General features: G+C 68.1%; 16 protein-coding genes. 10 read left to right on the top strand and 6 right to left on the bottom strand.

What is annotated here, in order from left to right; translation table 11 throughout:
* Position 1: 1 nt before the first annotated feature.
* The gene (locus tag DIZ26_RS17545) at positions 2-775 is read right to left on the bottom strand and encodes a TetR/AcrR family transcriptional regulator (protein WP_112242607.1); all 774 of its coding nucleotides are present in this window, start codon (positions 773-775) and stop codon (positions 2-4) included.
* An 89-nt stretch (positions 776-864) separates the two neighbouring features.
* On the opposite strand from DIZ26_RS17545, the gene DIZ26_RS17540 reads away from it, so the two are divergent.
* From DIZ26_RS17540 to DIZ26_RS17525, 4 genes are all read left to right on the top strand, one after another.
* Positions 865-1836: an ATP-binding cassette domain-containing protein gene (locus DIZ26_RS17540; RefSeq protein WP_112242605.1), complete on the top strand. Its 972-nt coding sequence runs from the start codon at positions 865-867 to the stop codon at positions 1834-1836.
* On the top strand, positions 1833-2627 hold the full coding sequence (locus DIZ26_RS17535) for an ABC transporter permease (protein ID WP_112242603.1): 795 nt from the start codon (positions 1833-1835) through the stop codon (positions 2625-2627). Before DIZ26_RS17540 ends, DIZ26_RS17535 begins: the two co-directional genes overlap by 4 nt.
* A 119-nt stretch (positions 2628-2746) precedes the next feature.
* Positions 2747-3037, top strand: a complete 291-nt coding sequence (locus tag DIZ26_RS17530) for a hypothetical protein (RefSeq protein WP_157979749.1) — start codon at positions 2747-2749, stop codon at positions 3035-3037.
* 225 nt (positions 3038-3262) lie between these two features.
* Positions 3263-4801, top strand: coding sequence for an LCP family protein (locus DIZ26_RS17525; protein ID WP_112242599.1), 1539 nt, complete (start codon positions 3263-3265; stop codon positions 4799-4801).
* Positions 4802-5218: 417 nt separating this feature from the next.
* Here DIZ26_RS17525 and DIZ26_RS17520 read toward each other — a convergent pair whose 3' ends face one another.
* The 3 genes from DIZ26_RS17520 to DIZ26_RS17510 all read right to left on the bottom strand — a co-directional run bounded on the left by DIZ26_RS17520 (position 5219) and on the right by DIZ26_RS17510 (position 7300).
* Positions 5219-6226, bottom strand: coding sequence for a GNAT family N-acetyltransferase (locus DIZ26_RS17520; protein ID WP_332872738.1), 1008 nt, complete (start codon positions 6224-6226; stop codon positions 5219-5221).
* Positions 6227-6301: 75 nt separating this feature from the next.
* Positions 6302-6790 carry an MSMEG_6728 family protein gene (locus DIZ26_RS17515; RefSeq protein WP_232828413.1) on the bottom strand — a complete coding sequence of 163 codons (489 nt, stop codon included), beginning with the start codon at positions 6788-6790 and terminating at the stop codon, positions 6302-6304.
* A 15-nt stretch (positions 6791-6805) separates the two neighbouring features.
* Positions 6806-7300, bottom strand: coding sequence for a pyridoxamine 5'-phosphate oxidase family protein (locus tag DIZ26_RS17510; protein WP_112242593.1), 495 nt, complete (start codon positions 7298-7300; stop codon positions 6806-6808).
* 196 nt (positions 7301-7496) lie between these two features.
* Here DIZ26_RS17510 and DIZ26_RS17505 point away from each other — a divergent pair, with 196 nt between their 5' ends.
* The 5 genes from DIZ26_RS17505 to DIZ26_RS17485 all read left to right on the top strand — a co-directional run bounded on the left by DIZ26_RS17505 (position 7497) and on the right by DIZ26_RS17485 (position 11344).
* Positions 7497-7874, top strand: a complete 378-nt coding sequence (locus tag DIZ26_RS17505; protein WP_112242591.1) for a YciI family protein — start codon at positions 7497-7499, stop codon at positions 7872-7874.
* Positions 7875-7961: 87 nt separating this feature from the next.
* The gene (locus tag DIZ26_RS17500) at positions 7962-9218 is read left to right on the top strand and encodes an RNA polymerase sigma factor (RefSeq protein WP_112242589.1); all 1257 of its coding nucleotides are present in this window, start codon (positions 7962-7964) and stop codon (positions 9216-9218) included.
* Positions 9219-9318: 100 nt separating this feature from the next.
* A complete protein-coding gene (locus DIZ26_RS17495) occupies positions 9319-10095 on the top strand; it encodes an alpha/beta fold hydrolase (protein ID WP_112242587.1) in 777 nt (258 codons plus the stop codon).
* The gene (locus DIZ26_RS17490) at positions 10092-10901 is read left to right on the top strand and encodes an alpha/beta fold hydrolase (RefSeq protein WP_112242585.1); all 810 of its coding nucleotides are present in this window, start codon (positions 10092-10094) and stop codon (positions 10899-10901) included. Before DIZ26_RS17495 ends, DIZ26_RS17490 begins: the two co-directional genes overlap by 4 nt.
* On the top strand, positions 10898-11344 hold the full coding sequence (locus tag DIZ26_RS17485; protein ID WP_112242583.1) for a YdeI/OmpD-associated family protein: 447 nt from the start codon (positions 10898-10900) through the stop codon (positions 11342-11344). The genes DIZ26_RS17490 and DIZ26_RS17485 overlap by 4 nt, the downstream gene beginning before the upstream one ends.
* A 136-nt stretch (positions 11345-11480) precedes the next feature.
* Here DIZ26_RS17485 and DIZ26_RS17480 read toward each other — a convergent pair whose 3' ends face one another.
* Entirely contained in the window at positions 11481-12110 is a 630-nt protein-coding gene (locus DIZ26_RS17480; RefSeq protein ID WP_112242581.1) for a superoxide dismutase, read from the bottom strand.
* Positions 12111-12348: 238 nt separating this feature from the next.
* Positions 12349-13401 (bottom strand): methyltransferase, encoded by a 1053-nt coding sequence (locus DIZ26_RS17475; RefSeq protein ID WP_112242580.1) that lies wholly within the window; start codon positions 13399-13401, stop codon positions 12349-12351.
* Positions 13402-13671: 270 nt separating this feature from the next.
* Here DIZ26_RS17475 and DIZ26_RS17470 point away from each other — a divergent pair, with 270 nt between their 5' ends.
* A complete protein-coding gene (locus tag DIZ26_RS17470) occupies positions 13672-16650 on the top strand; it encodes a glycine--tRNA ligase (RefSeq protein WP_198676163.1) in 2979 nt (992 codons plus the stop codon).
* The last annotated feature ends 86 nt before the right edge of the window (positions 16651-16736 follow it).

Here is a 16736-nt window from a genome sequence, read left to right as displayed (position 1 = left end):
ACTAGCTCTTCCGTTCCTCGATCAGCAAGGCAACTCCGGCGAGGATGCGGTCGAGGCCGAACTTCAGGGCGTGTTCGGAGTTGATCGCCGCCTGGTGTTGCTCGCCGGTCGCGGAGCCGACCCGCCCAGCAACGGGAAAGCGGTCTGCCAGGGCACCCATGTAGTGCGCGAGGGCCGGGCCCGCCGCGAGCCACCACTCCGCGTCGGTCATTCCTGACTCGCGCTGGGTGCGGAGGTGCTCGGCCGCAGTACGCGCGGTGCCCTGCACGTGCGTGAGGAGCAGGTTGAGCGTCGAGTCCATCTCGACATCGCTCAGCCCGAGTCCGTCCAGTGGCCGCAGTTCGGTCTCGTACTTGGCGATGACGTTCGGCCCGACGGCCGAGCGGACGGCCGGCACCTCATGGATCCACGGGTGCCGCATCAGCACCTCCCAGTTGCGCTGGGCAACGAACTCGAGCGCGCCACGCCAGCCGCCCGGTTGGCGCACCGGCTCGTCGGCATCGGCGTACAGGTCGCCGTAGACCGCGTCGTACATCAGCACGGTCAGCTCGCCCTTGCCCGGCACGTGCGTGTAGAGCGACATCGTCCCGGCCTTGAGCTGCTCGGCGACGAGGCGCATCGAGACCGCCTCCAGCCCGTTCGCGTCGGCCAGCTCGATGGCGGTGTCGATGATCGCCCGCAGCGTCAGTCCGGAGCGGCCGGGCTTGGTGTGGGTGCCCCAGAGCAGGGCCAGGCTGCGCGCCGGATCAGCCGCGGCGGTCTTTTTTCCAGGCACGGGAACAAACCTTAGCCGGTCGTCGTTGAGCTGATCGTCTAGGAGTCGTACGGTGTACGGTACACTCTACGGCTCAAGCGTCAGAGGGGATGGTCGTGCAAAGGGTTGAAGTGCCAGAACGCGTGATCTTGGCAAGCGAAGTACGCAAGAACTACGTGGGCGGGACCGAGGGAGCGGGGCTGAACGGGTTCGATCTGGAGGTCCAGGCCGGCACGGTGGTCGGCCTGCTCGGACCGAACGGGGCCGGCAAGACCACCGCCGTACGGATCCTGTCGACGCTGCTCGCGCCGGATTCCGGCGAGGCGACGGTCGCCGGGTACGACGTACGTCGCCAGGGCGGGGAGGTTCGCCGGCGGATCGGCCTCGTCGGCCAGTACGCGGCAGTCGACGAGATCATCACCGGACGGCAGAACCTGGTGCTGTTCGGTCGGTTGAACCACTTGTCCCGCCCGGCCGCGGTACGCCGGGCGGACGAGTTGCTCGAACGGTTCGCGCTGACCGCAGCGGCGGACCAGGCGGCCGCGAAGTACTCCGGCGGTATGCGGCGGCGACTCGATCTGGCCGCGAGCCTCATCGTCGCACCGCCGGTGTTGTTCGTCGACGAGCCGACGACGGGGCTGGATCCGGCCGCGCGGATCGAGGTCTGGTCGGCGGTCCGGGACCTGGTCGACGGCGGGACGACGGTGTTGCTGACCACGCAGTACCTGGAGGAGGCGGATCGCTTGGCGGACCGGATCTCGATGCTCAAGGCAGGCAAAGTCGTTGCCGAGGGCACCCCGGACGAGTTGAAGGCGGCCTTGGGTGCCGACTGGCTCGACGTGGTGCTGCTCGACCCCGCTGACGTCCCACGGGTGCGGGCGTTGGTGGAACCGCTGGCCGCCGGGGAGCTCCGGGTCGACGATCTGCGGGTGAGCATCCCGGTGCGGGATCGCACCCGCACGTTGGTGGACGTCGCCACATCGTTGCGAGAGGCAATGATCGAACCGGAGGACATCACCTTGCGGCGGCCGACGCTCGACGAGGTCTTCCTGCACCTGACGGCCGAGGAGGTGGCGGCATGACGAACCGTTTCGGCTGGGCCCTGGCCGACGGCTGGACGATCGCGCGGCGAGACCTGACGCACTGGCGGATGCAGCCCGGCCCGGTGATCTTCAAGTGGTTCTTCCCGGTGCTGATGCTGCTGATGTTCGGCGCCCTGCTCGGCGGCGCGATGGAACGCCCCGAAGGCCAGTCGTACTACGAGTTGCTGGTGCCCGGCATCTTCGCGCTGGCCATGCTGTTCGGACTCGAGTCGACGATGCTCGCGATCACCGAAGACGCGGCGAAGGGCGTCACCGACCGATTCCGTTCACTGCCGATCAGTTCGACCGCAGTGGTGCTCGGTCGGTGTATCGCCGACCTGCTCGACTCGGTCGTGACGCTCACGGTGCTGGTGGTCACCGGGCTGGTACTGGGTTGGCGTTGGCACGGCACATTCGCGGCGGCGCTGGCTGCTTTCGGATTGTTGCTGTTGCTCCGGTTCGCGTTGCTGTGGGTCGGCACCTTCATCGGGCTGGTGGTGAAGAACGCGCAGAGCGTCGCGATGGTCCAGGTGCTGGTGTGGCCGATCGGCTTTCTGTCCAGCGCCTTCGTGGCGACCTCTACGATGCCGTCCTGGCTGGGTGCGATCGCGCAGTGGAACCCGCTGTCGCTCACCGCTACCGCGGCCCGGTCCTTGTTCGAGAATCCCGATACGGCGCCGGCTTCGTGGATCGGCGACCACGCCATCGGGGCGGCCGTCATCGGGCCGTTGCTGCTGACCGCACTGTTCTTGCCCTTGGCGGCGACGCGCTTCCGGAAGCTGTCTCGCTGAGGGGGCGGGAGGCCGTGCTGAGGGGCGCGGACTCCCGCCCGTAGTACGGGCTTGTGTGATGGCGGGGCCACGGTCAGCGAATTTGACCAACAATCGAACTGATGTGCGATCCTTGCCTCATGGGGAGCAACAGGAGATATCCGCGGGAGCCGCCGCCGGACAGTCGGCGGCGGCACTGCTGGGTGCTTGCCACAGCACACGAGCGGGGTCCGTGGCCCGGGCTGATCCTGGAGTGGCGGCGGAACAACTCCGACGACTGGATGGCGCGGGTGGTGTACGTGCCGAATCCGAAGGAAGCCAAGTCGGTCGAGGCATGGTTCGCCGCCGGCCTGCTCCGCCCCCTCGAGCCCTCCGCACTCGCCCCGCGTCAGCAGCCCCGCATCCCTCCGGGCCAGGTCGACTTCCGCTGACTCCCCGTACTGCGGGTTTCCGACGACTGGGGTGCCGATTGGTTTCCGGGCGAGTCCGGGGCAGGTGGGCTTCCGGCAACTGCGGGGGCAGGGGGCCTTCGGTGACTCGGCGTCGGCGTACGCCAGCGGTGGGTGAAGTAAACCGATCGGGGCTCGGCGGCGTCTGAAGAAGTGTGTGTCTTGGGTACTTGACGCACACTGGTATCGGGCGCTGACAGGGGAGCTATGGGGAGTCGATCACGCGCGACCCGGGCGAAAGGTCGCCCCGGGCGGCCTGGTCGCGCCCGCTCGCGGACCGTCCCCGGTTCACTCGGCCTGACGCTGCTCAGCGCGCTGCTCCCAGGCGTGGGCCTGATCATCGGCGGCCGGCGCCGACTCGGCGCGTTCGTCCTCACGCTCAGCCTGGGACTGCTCGGTCTCGGCGTGTACGTCGGCCTGACGCGCCGCGACGAGGTGCTCGCGGCAGCCGTGGTGCCGAGCCGGTTGCTGATCACCAGCGTCGGCATCGGTCTGCTCGCGCTGCTCTGGATCATCGTGATCGTCGGCTCGCACCGGTTGTTGCGTCCGGCAACAGGTGGTCCCGGCGGGCGGGCGGTCGGAGCGGTCCTGGTCGGGCTGCTCTGTTTTGCGATCGCGGCTCCGGCGGCGGTCGGCGTACAGAATGTCCTTGCTCAGCGGTCGCTGGTTCAGAACGTGTTCCAGTCCCAGGCGGACAGCAAGAGCGCGACCCGGCCGAGCACGGTCAACGTGAAGGACCCGTGGGAGGGCAAACCCCGGCTGAACCTGCTGCTGCTCGGCGGCGACGACGGCAAGGGCCGGATCGGCGTACGGACCGACACCGTGATCGTGGCGAGCATCGACACCAAGACCGGCGACACGGCGCTCATCTCGATGCCGCGGCAGCTCACCTTCATGCCGTTCCCGGAGGACTCGCCGCTGCACAAGTTCTACCCGGACGGCTTCGGCAAGGAAGGGCTCAGCCTCGAAGGCCGGTTGGAGTGGATGCTGACCGCGATGTACCAGAACATCCCGGACGCACACCCCGGCATCCTCGGCCCGTCCGACAACCAGGGCGCCGACGTCGTGAAGCAGTCGGTCGGCGAGGCCACCGGGCTCAAGATCGACTACTACCTGCAGGTGAACCTGCAAGGCTTCGACGAGATCGTCGACGCTCTCGGCGGCATCACCGTGAACGTCAACGAGCGCGTCGCGATGGGCGGCATCAGCAGCGCTCACATCCCACCCGGCCAGTGGATCGAACCGGGCCCGAACAAACACCTCGACGGCTTCCACGCCCTCTGGTTCGCCCGCGGCCGCTACGGCGCCGACGACGACCAGCGCCAGATCCGCCAACGCTGCGCCATCAAGGGCATCGTCGACGCGGCGGACCCCAAGACCTTGGTCACGAAATACCAGGCCATCGCCAAAGCCGGCAAACACCTCCTCCGGACGGACATCCCCCAGGAACTGCTGCCCGCCCTCGTACAACTGGCCCTGAAGGTCAAGTCAGCGACGGTCTCGAACGTCTACCTGGACGTGTCGAAGCTGAAACTCAAATACCTCCACCCCGACTACAAGGGCCTCCGCGAAACCGTCCAAAAGGCGTTGGAATCCAAGCCCTCCGACACCCCGGTCAAGCCCACCACCTCCACACCCCCCACCAAGCCCAGCAAGTCGGCCACCCCCGGCAAGACAGCCCCCCCGCCCCCCACCCAAAACCTCAACGACGCCTGCGCCTACCACCCCACCGGCGACGACAGCTAAGGCTGCGCACCCACGCCGCCACCTACGGGCCGCTCCTCCGTCGCGTCCTCCGGCGTCTGGCTCCCACCCACCCCGGGCGCGGGCTCCTACGTCGCCCGCTAAAAGCCGGGCGGCTGGCTCAGGTAGCGGGCGCAGATCCGTGGACACATTTTGACCACACGTCTAGGGCTCGGATTCCGAGAGGACTGTGTCGGCAGCTCCAGCAGACTGGCCCTGCCTTCGGGTACCTCCCCGGCATCGGTCTGGCAGCGTGGTCTGCTGTGAGAAATGGCCAGGGGATTGGCGGCTGACGCGCATTGCAGACGCAGGCTGCACTAGGAGCCTGTATGTCCGAAACGTCCGATCACAGCCGGTCGGGCTACGTCGAACTCACCGGCGAGCCCTTGTTCGAAAGCTCTGGGGACACGTTGGGGGTGATCAGGGGTGTTTGACGAGGACGGCGCGGGTGTAGAGGAGAGTGAACCCTCGGCGTTGGGCATTTTGCTGCGACTTGGAGCCTGGCTGGGTGGTGATGACTCCGACGTCGCAGCCGGCGGCTGCGGCGTCGGCCAGCCTGGTCGAAAGAAACGCGGATTGGATTCCGTGGCGGCGGTGTTGGGGTGCGGTGGCTGCGCCGGCGAACTGAGCGATCCCTTCTGCGGTGCGTAGTCCGGCGCCCCCCGCGATCACACCATCGTGGAGCGCGATGTAGCGGGTGACCTCAGCGGCCGCCGCGTCGCGTTCGGCCGCCAGGTAGACATCGCGCGGAAACTCTTCCCGCCATGGCACGCCTTGGGTGTCGGGGTGAGCAGCCGCATCGGCCACCACCTCGAGCCACGCGTCGAACTCTTCGTCGCCGCTCTGCCGGATCTCCACCCCGGCCGGCATGAGCGGCTCGTCGGAATCCTCGATGGCGAGGCCGAGGACGTTCTCGAACGCTTCCAGCCGATAGCCCCGCTCGGTGAGGACGATGCCGATCTCGGGGTCGACAAGATGTGCGAGCTCGATCTGGACCGGTGCACCGCGTTGCGCGAACGCCTGCTCTATCTCGGCCAGTTCGGTCCCACTCGGCACGCCGCCGAAGCCCATTCCCACAACCTTGTTGTACGGCGAGTTGTCGTCTGCGAAACTCGCGACGCCGCCACCCTCGAGCTGGATCACGAATCCCTTCTTGTCAGGGACACGTCGATGGGCCGCGCGACTGGCCATCGCGATGAGTTGCGTTTCGACCCGCTCGATGCGCTCAGCTAGTGCGACATCACAGAACAACGAAGATCTCTCGGTAAGCATGTTCTTCGGATTCAGCTTCCAGGCGGTTGCGAGGGGTGTGCCAGTGCTGGGCCGTTCGGCTCCCCCTGGTGCAAGCGGATTGATATGCCAACACCTTGCCAGCTCGGCAGCACACGACGCCTGCCTCGCCCAGAACGGTGAGGGTCCTGTAATCACGGTCAACGGGCGAGTGCGAGCCGCAGGTCGGTGCGGCCGACCGTCGGCTTGCCGTATTGCGTTGTCGGCGTCGGGTCAGCAGTTGCTTGGGCGGTCGGAGGTTGGCCAGAGGTAGGGGAGGTCGGCGGGGTCGTTGAAGAGGGGGCCGTAGTAGTCGGGGTCTTTGCGTAGTAGGGCTGAGCGGTGGGTGCGGTGGAAGGTGTTGTTGCCTAGCCATGGTGGTAGGTCGCCGGCTGTTGCCAGGGCTGGTTGGGTTCGGACGGTGGTGAGGTTGCAGTGGTTGGCCAGGTCGGTTCGGAGGGTTTGTTCGCAGGTGTCGGGGCGGCCGGTGGCGGTCCAGGCCGCGCAGATTTCGAGGCCGTAGCGGACCAGGGCCTCCTCGTAGCCGGCCCACATTTTCACTGCTGGGTGATGCCGCCATCCGTAGTTCGGCACGACCAAGCCGCGCAGGATCTGGATTGCCTCGACGCGCTGCTTACCTAGGCGCCGGGGATCCAGTACGCGCGCAGTCGCGGCGAAGTCGGGATAGGGGAGAAAGGACTGCATGAAGGTTGTTTCCGTCACCTCTGCAGCGAGATGTCAGAGGTCGACGGTTTCGTTGGTGGCGGGGAATTTGTCTGGGTCACGGGTGACGGCTGCGCGGGCGGCGCCGAGGAGACGGACTACCTTGCTGCTTGGGCCTTCCCAGTACTCCGCGGTGTCGGCGTGGAGTTTGATGAGAGTCAGTCCTGGGGTTTCCAGGCCGTCGGGGAACCAGGCTTTGAGGGGTGCGGACCACAGGTCTTCGGCCTTGGCTCGGTCGTGCACGAGTTCGGCGGTGCCTGAGATGGAGGTCCATTCGCTGCTTTTGTCGTTGGTGAAGCTCACGTTGACCTGCGGATTGATCACGATTTCCTGGGCTTTGGCGGAGTCGTCGTACGCGAAGAACCAGAGGTCTCCGTCGAATTCGGCTTCCTGGAGGGCCATCGGGCGGGCTACGTGCTTTCCCTCGGCGGTCATCGTGGTCAGCATGCAGATCTTGGCGCGCTGCACCAGTTGCGCGATGTGGCTGACCGGGTTGTCGGTGTCGGACATCGTTCGGGCTCCTTGCGGCGATCGGGATCGGCGGACACCTCGCAGTACCCGGACCGCGGCCGGCGCATCGCGAACTTATGCAACGCAGGGGAAGGGCGCGGCGAAGAGGAGAAGCGTTTCGCCGCGTGTCGATCTGGGGGTGACCCGTTCGACGTGAGAGTAAGTGGGCGACGACTTTCGATGAAGGAGTGCAGTGATGCGTTACATGATCATCAACAAGGCGGACGAGAACTCCGAGGCCGGCCGGATGGTGAGCCAGGAGGTTGCCGAGGGGGTCGGCAAGGTGGTGGAGGACCTGTCGAAGTCCGGCGTGCTGTTGTTTGCCGAGGGGGTGCACCGGAGTTCGCTCGGCGCGCGGGTGAAGGTGTCGGGGGGTAAGCGGACGGTGACGGACGGCCCGTTCGCGGAGACCAAGGAGCTGATCGGCGGCGTGATCGTTGTCGACGTGCGGAACAAGGACGAGGCGATCGAGTGGGCTGCCCGGCTGGCGGCCGCGCTGGACGGCGAGGTCGAGGTCCGGCGCGTTGTCGAGGAAGCCGACTTCGGCCCGGACTCGGACCTTTTCCAGCAGTAGGAACGCCAAGAGCTACGCGGGGAGAGGCAGCGACTCGGGGAGCCGGGTCGCTTGCCTTGACCCGAGGGGTGCTGTTCTATCGGTCGGGTGACGGTTACGGACACTCACGGGGCCATCGACGCGGTCTGGCGGATCGAGTCGGCGCGGATCATCGCCGGCGTCGCGCGGATCGTGCGCGATGTCGGGCTGGCCGAGGAGCTGGCTCAGGACGCGCTGGTGGCCGCGCTGGAGCAGTGGCCGGAGTCCGGCGTACCGAACAATCCGGGCGCCTGGTTGATGGCGATCGCCAAGCGGCGGGCGATCGACCTGATCCGGCGCAAGGAGACGTACCAGCGCAAGCTCGTCGAGATGGGGCACCAGCTCGAGATCGACGGGGAGAGCGTCGAGGACGACGTCGAGGCGATTCTCGAGGACACCATCGAGGACGATCTGCTCAGGCTGCTGTTCACCGCCTGCCACCCGGTGCTGACCACCGACGCCCGGGTCTCGCTGACGCTGCGGCTGCTCGGCGGGCTGAAGACCGACGAGATCGCGCGGGCGTTCCTCGCGCCGGAGTCGACGATCGCGCAGCGGATCGTGCGCGCCAAGCGCAACCTGGCCAAGGCGGAGGCGCAGTTCGAAGTACCGACCGGTGCGGAGCTGGTCAACCGGCTGTCCTCGGTGCTCGAGGTCATCTACCTGATCTACAACGAGGGGTACTCCGCGACCGCGGGCGACGACTGGATGCGCCCGGCGCTCTGCAACGAGGCGATGCGGCTCGGCCGATTGCTCGCCGAGCTGATGCCGAACGAATCCGAGGTCCACGGCCTCGTCGCGCTGATGGAATTGCAGGCGTCCCGGGCCAACGCCCGTGTCGCCCCGAACGGGGAGCCGGTGCTGCTGCTCGATCAGGATCGCCGTCGCTGGGACCGGCTGCTGATCCGGCGTGGTCTGGAGAGCATCGACCGCGCGTTCTCGTCCGAGGAACCGCCCGGTCCCTATCTGTTGCAGGCGGCCATCGCGGCCTGCCATGCCCGCGCGGCCGAGGCCGAGGACACCGACTGGGCGCGGATCGCCGGCCTGTACGCCGTACTCGCCGAGGTCACCCCGTCGCCGGTGGTCGAGCTCAACCGGGCGGTGGCGATCTCGATGGCGTTCGGGCCGGAGCGGGGACTGGTCGCGGTCGACGCGTTGGTCGACGAGCCGACGTTGAAGGACTACCACCTGCTGCCGAGCGTGCGCGGTGATCTGCTGTTCAAGCTGGGCCGGCTGGACGAGGCCCGGGTCGAGTTCGAGCGGGCGGCCGGGCTGACCCGCAACGAGCGAGAAAGAGCCTTCCTCCTGAGCCGAGCCGCTGCCTGCTGAAATTGCTTCGGCGGCTCTGTCGAAAGACCGCGGGAGAGTTCGACGCAGTGATGAGGCCAGGTGAGCGGCACCGGGCTCGAGTGGTTCAGAGGAGCTCATGATGGAGAAGGTCATTTCCGCGGACGGCACCGCGATCGCGTACGACAAGCTGGGCGCGGGCCCGGCCGTCGTCCTGGTCTGCGGCGGCTCGGTCGACCGGATGTCGAACGCCCCGCTCGCCTCGTTGCTGGCGGAGAAGTACACCGTCTACAACTACGACCGGCGCGGCCGCGGCGACAGCGGTGACGGCGAGGTCTACGAGATCGAGCGCGAGTTCGAGGACCTGGACGCGATCTTCGCGGTCGCGGGTGGCTCGGCCCACCTGTACGGAACCTCGTCCGGGGCCGCACTCGCCGCGCTGGCGACCGCCGCCGGCCGACCGGTGAACCGGCTGGCGCTGTGGGAGCCGCCGTACATCGTGGAAGGCACTCGCGAGCGGCCGCCGGCGAACACCGCCGACATCTACCGCGAGTTCGTGGCCGCGGGCCGGCGCGACAAGGCGGCGGAGTACTTCATGGCCGAGGTGGTCGGGCTGCCGGCCGAATTCGTCGCGATGGCGAAGGAGTCGCCGTGGTGGCCGGCGCAGGAGGCGATCGCCCATACCCTCGCGTACGACGCGACGATCATGGGCGACTACTCCGTGCCGGTCGAGGCGATCGCGGCCATCGCCGTACCGACCCAGGTGCTCACCGGCGGCGCCTCGGACGAGTGGATGAAGACCGGCAACGAGGTCGTGGTCGAGGCGCTCAGCGACGGCAGCCACCGGATCCTTCCGGGGCAACAGCACAACGTCGACGCCGGCGTCCTGGCGCCCGCTCTCAAGGACTTCTTCGCATGACAAGCACGGTGAAGTCCGCGGACGGTACGCCGATCGCGTACGACCGGATCGGCGAAGGACCCACCGTCGTGCTGGTCGACGGCGCGTTGTGCAGCCGAGCGCAGGGCCCCATGCCCGACGTGGCGAAGGAGCTCGCATCGCAGTACGCGGTCTACACCTACGACCGGCGGGGTCGCGGCGACAGCGGTGATGCCGAGGTCTACGACGTCGCGCGGGAGGTCGAGGACCTGGCCGCAGTGATCGAGGCGGCCGGCGGTACGGCGTACGTCTACGGCTCATCGTCTGGCGCGGCGCTCGCACTCCGGGCTGCTGCCGAGGGGTTGCCGATCAGCAAGCTGGTCGCGTTCGAGGCGCCGTTCGTGGTCGACGACAGCCGTACGCCGGTACCGCGGACGTGGGCGGCCGACATGCGCGCGCTGTCCGACGCGGGGCGTCCCGGCGACACGATCAAGTACTTCATGACCAAGGGCATCGGGCTGCCCGCGATCGTCGTCACGATGATGAAACTGATGCCCACGTGGAAGAAGCTGAAGGCGGTCGCACACACCTTGCCGTACGACGCGCAGGTGGTCGGCGCGAACGCGTTCGGTCAACCGCTGGACGCTTCTCAATGGGCCGGTGTGGCGATGCCGGTCCTGGTCGTCGGCGGCGGGAAGAGCCCGGAATGGATGCGTACTGCGGTGAAGGCGACGGCCGATGCGGTACCGGGAGCGGCTCACCGGGAGATCCCCGGACAGACGCACATCATCAAAGCGACGGCGATCGCGCCGGTGCTGCGCGAATTCTTCGGAGGAGGTGCGCGATGAGGTTCAAAACCGTGCTGGCCGGTACGACGAAGACCGGGATCGAGGTGCCGCCCGAGGTGATCGCGGAACTCGGGAGCGGCAAGAAGCCGGCCGTGAAGGTGACCGTGAACGGGTACAGCTACCGCAGTACGGTCGCGGTGATGGGCGGCAAGTTCATGATCGGGGTGAGCGCCGAGCGGCGTGCAGCGGCCGGGATCGAAGGCGGCGACGAGATCGAGGTCGAGCTCGAGCTGGACATGCAGCCGCGCGAGGTCGCCGTACCTGCTGATTTCGCCGCGGCGCTGGATGCCGAGCCGAAGGCGCGGGCGTTCTTCGACGGGTTGTCCTACAGCCAGCGGAGCTGGTTCGTGCTTGGGATCGAGGAGGCCAAGAAGCCGGAGACCCGGCAGAACCGGATCGTCAAAGCGGTCGAACGGCTGGCCGCCGGCCGCGGGCAACGTTGAAGCAACCAGGGCGCAGGCGGCCGTATTCAACCAGGGCGCAGGCGGCCGCAGTACAGGGCAGTGCACGACGACCGCTTTGCGTCCGAAGAAGCGGTGGGGATCACCAGTTCTCCGGACGCAAGAGGTCGTCAGGGGGTCAGGCGACGGTGATGAGGCCGCCTGCGTTGCTGCGGGCGGCGTCGAAGCGCGCCTGCGCGTCCGCCCAGTTCACGACGTTCCACCAGGCCTTGACGTAGTCCGGCTTCACGTTCTTGTACTGCAGGTAGAAGGCGTGCTCCCACATGTCCAGCATCACGATCGGGATCTGCCCGGCAGGCAGGTTGCCCTGCTGGTCGTACAGCTGGTGGATCAGCAGCTGGCCCTGCAGCGCGTCCCAGCCCAGGATGGCCCAGCCGGACCCCTGGATCGTGGTGGCCGCGGCGGTGAAGTGCGCCTGGAAGGCGTCGAACGAGCCGAACGACTCGTCCAGTGCCGCCGCCAGCTCGCCGTCCGGCTTGTCGCCACCGTCCGGGGACAGGTTCTTCCAGAAGATCGAGTGGTTGACGTGGCCGCCCAGGTTGAAGGCGAGCGTCTTCTCCAGCCCGACGATCGAGCCGAAGTCGCCCCCTTCGCGAGCCGCCGCCAGCTTCTCGAGCGTGTCGTTGAGACCCTTCACGTAGGTCGCGTGGTGCTTGGAGTGGTGCAGCTCCATGATCTCGCCGGCGATGTGCGGCGCGAGCGCGCCGTAGTCGTAGCCGAGGTCGGGAAGCGTGTACGACGTGGTCAACTCTGCTCCTTCGTCAGGGCCCGTTGGGCCGATATCTGCCGGTGTCCTGGGTCAGCGGCACCAGCTTGAAACTTCAACCACGGTTGAGGTCAAGTCACCACGCGGCAACAGCCCACGCAGGATGCCCTGACCAGTGCCCGGCGCCGCCTACTTCACACGGCGACTCCGGTCACCTCCCAGCTTCACATACTTCGAGTACGAGCTTCCCCTGGGTCCGGCCCCGGCTCCAGCAAATCGCCTAGGTAACTCTGAGTCGCCACAGTGACGTGATCTCTCGCGCCCGGGCCTCCTGCAGTGGCCCGCCCCCGCCTGTACTACGTGGGTGGGTGGGACGGACGTCGGTGCGCCCAGTGAGGACGAGGCCCGCTCGGGTGAAGAGCGCGAGCAGATCGGCGCGGGTCCGGAGCCCCAGGTGCTCGGCCAGATCCGACAGAATCAGCCACGCCTCGCCGTCCGGGGTCAGATGGTCGGTCAACCCGCTGAGGAAGCCGCGCAGCATCCGGCTGTCCTCGTCGTACACGGCATGATCGAGCAGTGAGACCGGCCGCGCCGGGATCCAGGGCGGGTTGCAGACGATCAGCTCGGCCCGTCCGGCCGGAAACAGCCCGGTACGCCGTACGTCCACCCGTTGATCGAGGCCGAGGCGCCGCAGATTGTCCGCGGCGCAGGCGACGGCCCGGGGATTCGTGTCGGTGGCGATCACGCGGCCGACACCGCGGCGAGCCAGGATCGCGGCGAGTACTCCGGTCCCCGTCCCGATGTCGAAGGCGAGCTCGACCGGGTTCGAGCGACGGTCCGAGCTCGAGGGCGAGCTCGCCGGCAGTTCGGCGGCGGCCACCAGGTCGACGTACTCCGAACGGGTCGGCGCGAAGACGCCGTAGTACGGATGGATGCGGGCCCCGAGGGCGTCGAGGTGAATGCCTCGGCGGCGCCATTCGTGGGCGCTGACGACGCCCAGTAGTTCACGGAGCGGGACCGTGCTCGGTCCGGTGGCGGGGCCGTACGCCTCCAGGCAGGCAAGGCGGACATCCGGGGCGCGCCGGAGCTTTACGTCGTACTGCTCGTCCAACGCGATCAGTATCGAGTTGAGGATGCCGGCGCGCCGGGCCTGGTGGCTGCGGTATTGGTGAAAGGTCTTTGCTGGTGGTGTCTTCAGGCGCCGATCGATTGCCTTGAGCAACTGTTTGGCCTGCTGGTAGTCGCCCTGCCAGAGCAGCTGCTGGCCCTGGCGGATCAGTCGCAGGGCGCGGTCGGCAGATAGGGCGTCGGTGACGACGAGAGGGTAGTTCATGAGTCCGTTCCTGCTGGAAGTGATCAGGAGGCGCGACCGCTCGAAGGGCAGCGCGAACTCACCCGGTGGCCTGAGTGGCGCCGGGGAGCAGGAACGGGTTACCTAGAGAACTACGGCGGCGTGTCTGGGAGACGTCACCGGACAAGCCTAAGAGGTGACCGGGGCGCGCGGCGCGAGCACTCCGCCGGGCCGAATAGACTGAGCGGTCTCGGAGAGTCGCCGAGGCTGCCGATCCCTGATCCCGAACCTGAGGTTGTTGTGGTGCTCACCATGCAGGACGCGCTGCTCGCGCTGACGAAGTACTGGACCGACCGGGGCTGCATGGTGGTGCAGCCGTTCAACACGGAGGTCGGCGCCGGCACGCTGAACCCGGCGACGATCCTGCGGGTGCTCGGTCCCGAGCCGTGGCGGGTCGCGTACGTCGAGCCGAGTGTGCGCCCCGACGACGCCCGGTACGGCGAGAACCCGAACCGGCTGCAGACGCACACCCAGTTCCAGGTCGTGCTCAAGCCGGACCCGGGCAACCCGCAGGAGCTGTTCCTGGCCAGCCTCGAGGTGCTCGGCATCGACATCGAGGCGCACGACATCCGCTTCGTCGAGGACAACTGGGCGAATCCGGCGACCGGTTCGTGGGGACTCGGCTGGGAGGTCTGGCTGGACGGCCTGGAGATCACCCAGTTCACCTATTTCCAGCAGGCCGGCGGGATGACGCTGGAGCCGGTGTCGGTGGAGATCACCTACGGCATCGAGCGGATCATGATGGCGCTGCAGGGCGTCTCGCACTTCAAGGACATCGCCTACGCACCGGGCATCTCGTACGGCGAGGCGTTCGGCCAGGCGGAGTACGAGATGAGTCGCTACTACCTCGACGACGCCGACGTGGAGAGCCAGAAGCGCCTGTTCGAGGAGTATGCGAACGAGGCCCGCCGAATGCTCGACGCCCGCCTCCCGGTCCCGGCGCACATCCTCGTGCTGCGGTGCTCGCACACCTTCAACGTGCTCGACTCCCGTGGCGCGGTCAGTACTACGGAGCGCGCGAAGGCGTTCGGCCGGATGCGTGGCCTGGCCCGCGAAGTCGCCCAGCTCTGGGCGGAACGCCGGACCGAACTCGAGCACCCGCTCGGGATCGCCGAGTTGCCGGCCGCCGTACCGGTGCCGACCGAGTTCCCGGCGATGACCGGCACCCGGCAGTTGCTGTTCGAGATCGGCACCGAGGAGATGCCTCCGTCGGAGGTGACCAAGACGGCCGAGGCGGTCAAGGCCGCGCTGACCGAGAAGCTGGCCGCGACCCGGCTGGGTCATGGCGAGGTCACCACCTACGCCACCCCGCGCCGCGTGATCGCCTTCGTCGCCGCGGTCCAGGCCGGCGAGCCGGACGCCGAGCGGGTCAACCGCGGTCCGAAGAAGGCCGCCGCGTTCGATGCCGAGGGCAACGTCACGAAGGCGGCCGCCGGCTTCGCCCGCGGCCAGGGCGTCGACGTGAGCGAGCTGCACGACCTGGAGGTCGACGGCGTCGAGTACGTCGCGGTGACCAAGCCCGACCCGGGTCGCGGTGCCGCCGAAGTGCTCAGCGGTGTCCTCGCCGAGATCGTCACCGGCCTGCGCTCCGACAAGAACATGCGCTGGAACGACGCCAAGTTGTCCTTCACCCGGCCGATCCGCTGGCTGGTGGCGGTGCTCGGTGACCAGGTCATCCAGGTCTCGGTGTCGACGCTAGCCGCCGGGCGGACCACCCGCGTACTGCGGACCGCGGCCCAGCCGACGGTCGAGATCGCGGCCGCCGAGGGGTACCTCGACCTGCTCCGGATCCACGGGATCGAGGCCGACCCGGCCAAGCGGCGCGAGCGGATCATTGCCGACAGCAACCGGTTGGCCGCGACCGTCGGTGGCACGGTCGACGTCGAGGCGGAGTCGGCGCTGATCGACCAGGTCGTCAACCTGGTCGAGGAGCCGACCGCGATCCTGGGCAACTTCTCGGCCGACTACCTGGACCTGCCGGGCGAGATCCTCACCACCGTGATGCGCAAGCACCAGCGCTACCTGCCGGTGCGCGACGCGGACGGCAAGCTGCTCCCGCATTTCGTTGCCGTCGCCAACGGCTCGGTCGACGAGAAGACCGTCCAGGCCGGGAACGAAGGCGTCCTGCGGGCCCGCTACGAGGACGCCGCGTTCTTCTGGCGCGCCGATCTGCAGTCCACGCCCGAGGCGATGAAGGAAGGCCTGGACAAGCTCGCGTTCGAGGAGCGGCTGGGCTCGATGGCGCAGCGGGCCGGCCGGATCGCGCGGATCGCCGAATCCTTGGGCCGGATGGTCGGTCTCGAAGGCGAGGACCTGACGACGCTGCAGCGCGCGGCCGAGCTGGCCAAGTTCGACCTCGGCTCGCAGATGGTCGTCGAGCTGACCAGTCTGGCCGGAACGATGGCTCGCGAGTACGCACGTCGGGCCGGCGAGACCGAGGCTGTCGCGCAGGCCCTGTTCGACATGGAGTTGCCGCGCTCCGCGGGCGACCCGGTGCCGTCGACGACGCCGGGTGCGCTGCTCGCGCTGGCGGACCGCTTCGACCTGCTGGCCGGGTTGTTCGCGATCGGTGCGAAGCCGACCGGTAGCTCCGACCCGTTCGCGTTGCGCAGGGCGGCGGCCGGTGTCGTCGCGATCCTGCGCGAGCACCCGGAGCTGCGTGCGATCACCCTGCCGGTCGGCCTCGCCGCGGCCGCCGAGCAAATCGGTGCCCAGGGCATCGAAGTACCGGCTGAATCCCTGGCCGACGTGGCCGACTTCACCGTACGGCGGTATGAGCAGCAGGTGCTCGATCGTGGCGACGACCATCACCAGGTCGCTGCGGTGCTGCCGCTGGCCGAAGCGCCGGCGGCGGCCGACGAGACGCTCGCCGAGCTCAAGCGTCAGGTGGCGTCACCGGGGTTCGCCCAGCTGGTCGCAGTACTGCAGCGTGTCCGGCGGATCGTTCCGGCCGAGACCAACGCGGTCTACGACGCCTCGAAGCTGACCGAACCGGCTGAGCTCGTCCTCCATGAGACGGTCCAGAAGGTCGGTGCGGCGCCGGTCGCGCTGGGCGAGTTCGTCGCGGCGACCGAGGTCCTGGTCGAGCCGATCACCAACTTCTTCGAGGAGATCCTGGTGATGGCCGAGGACCGGGAGGTCCGCGCCGCCCGCCTCGGCCTCCTGGCCACCATCCGCGACCTCGCCGCCCCGGTCCTCGACTGGCAAGCCCTCGGCACCAGCCTCAACTGACCGCACGGGCGGGTCCACTCCTCCCGGAGGGGTTACCCCACTGCTACACCAGTGGGGTAACCCCCGGAGGAGGAGTGAACCCGCCT

Origin of the sequence: Kribbella monticola (genome assembly GCF_003261635.1) — a bacterium.
In the GTDB taxonomy this organism is placed as follows: domain Bacteria; phylum Actinomycetota; class Actinomycetes; order Propionibacteriales; family Kribbellaceae; genus Kribbella; species Kribbella monticola.
The sequence above is the reverse complement of the archived record's forward strand: the minus strand, read 5'-3'. Positions and strand labels throughout refer to the sequence as shown.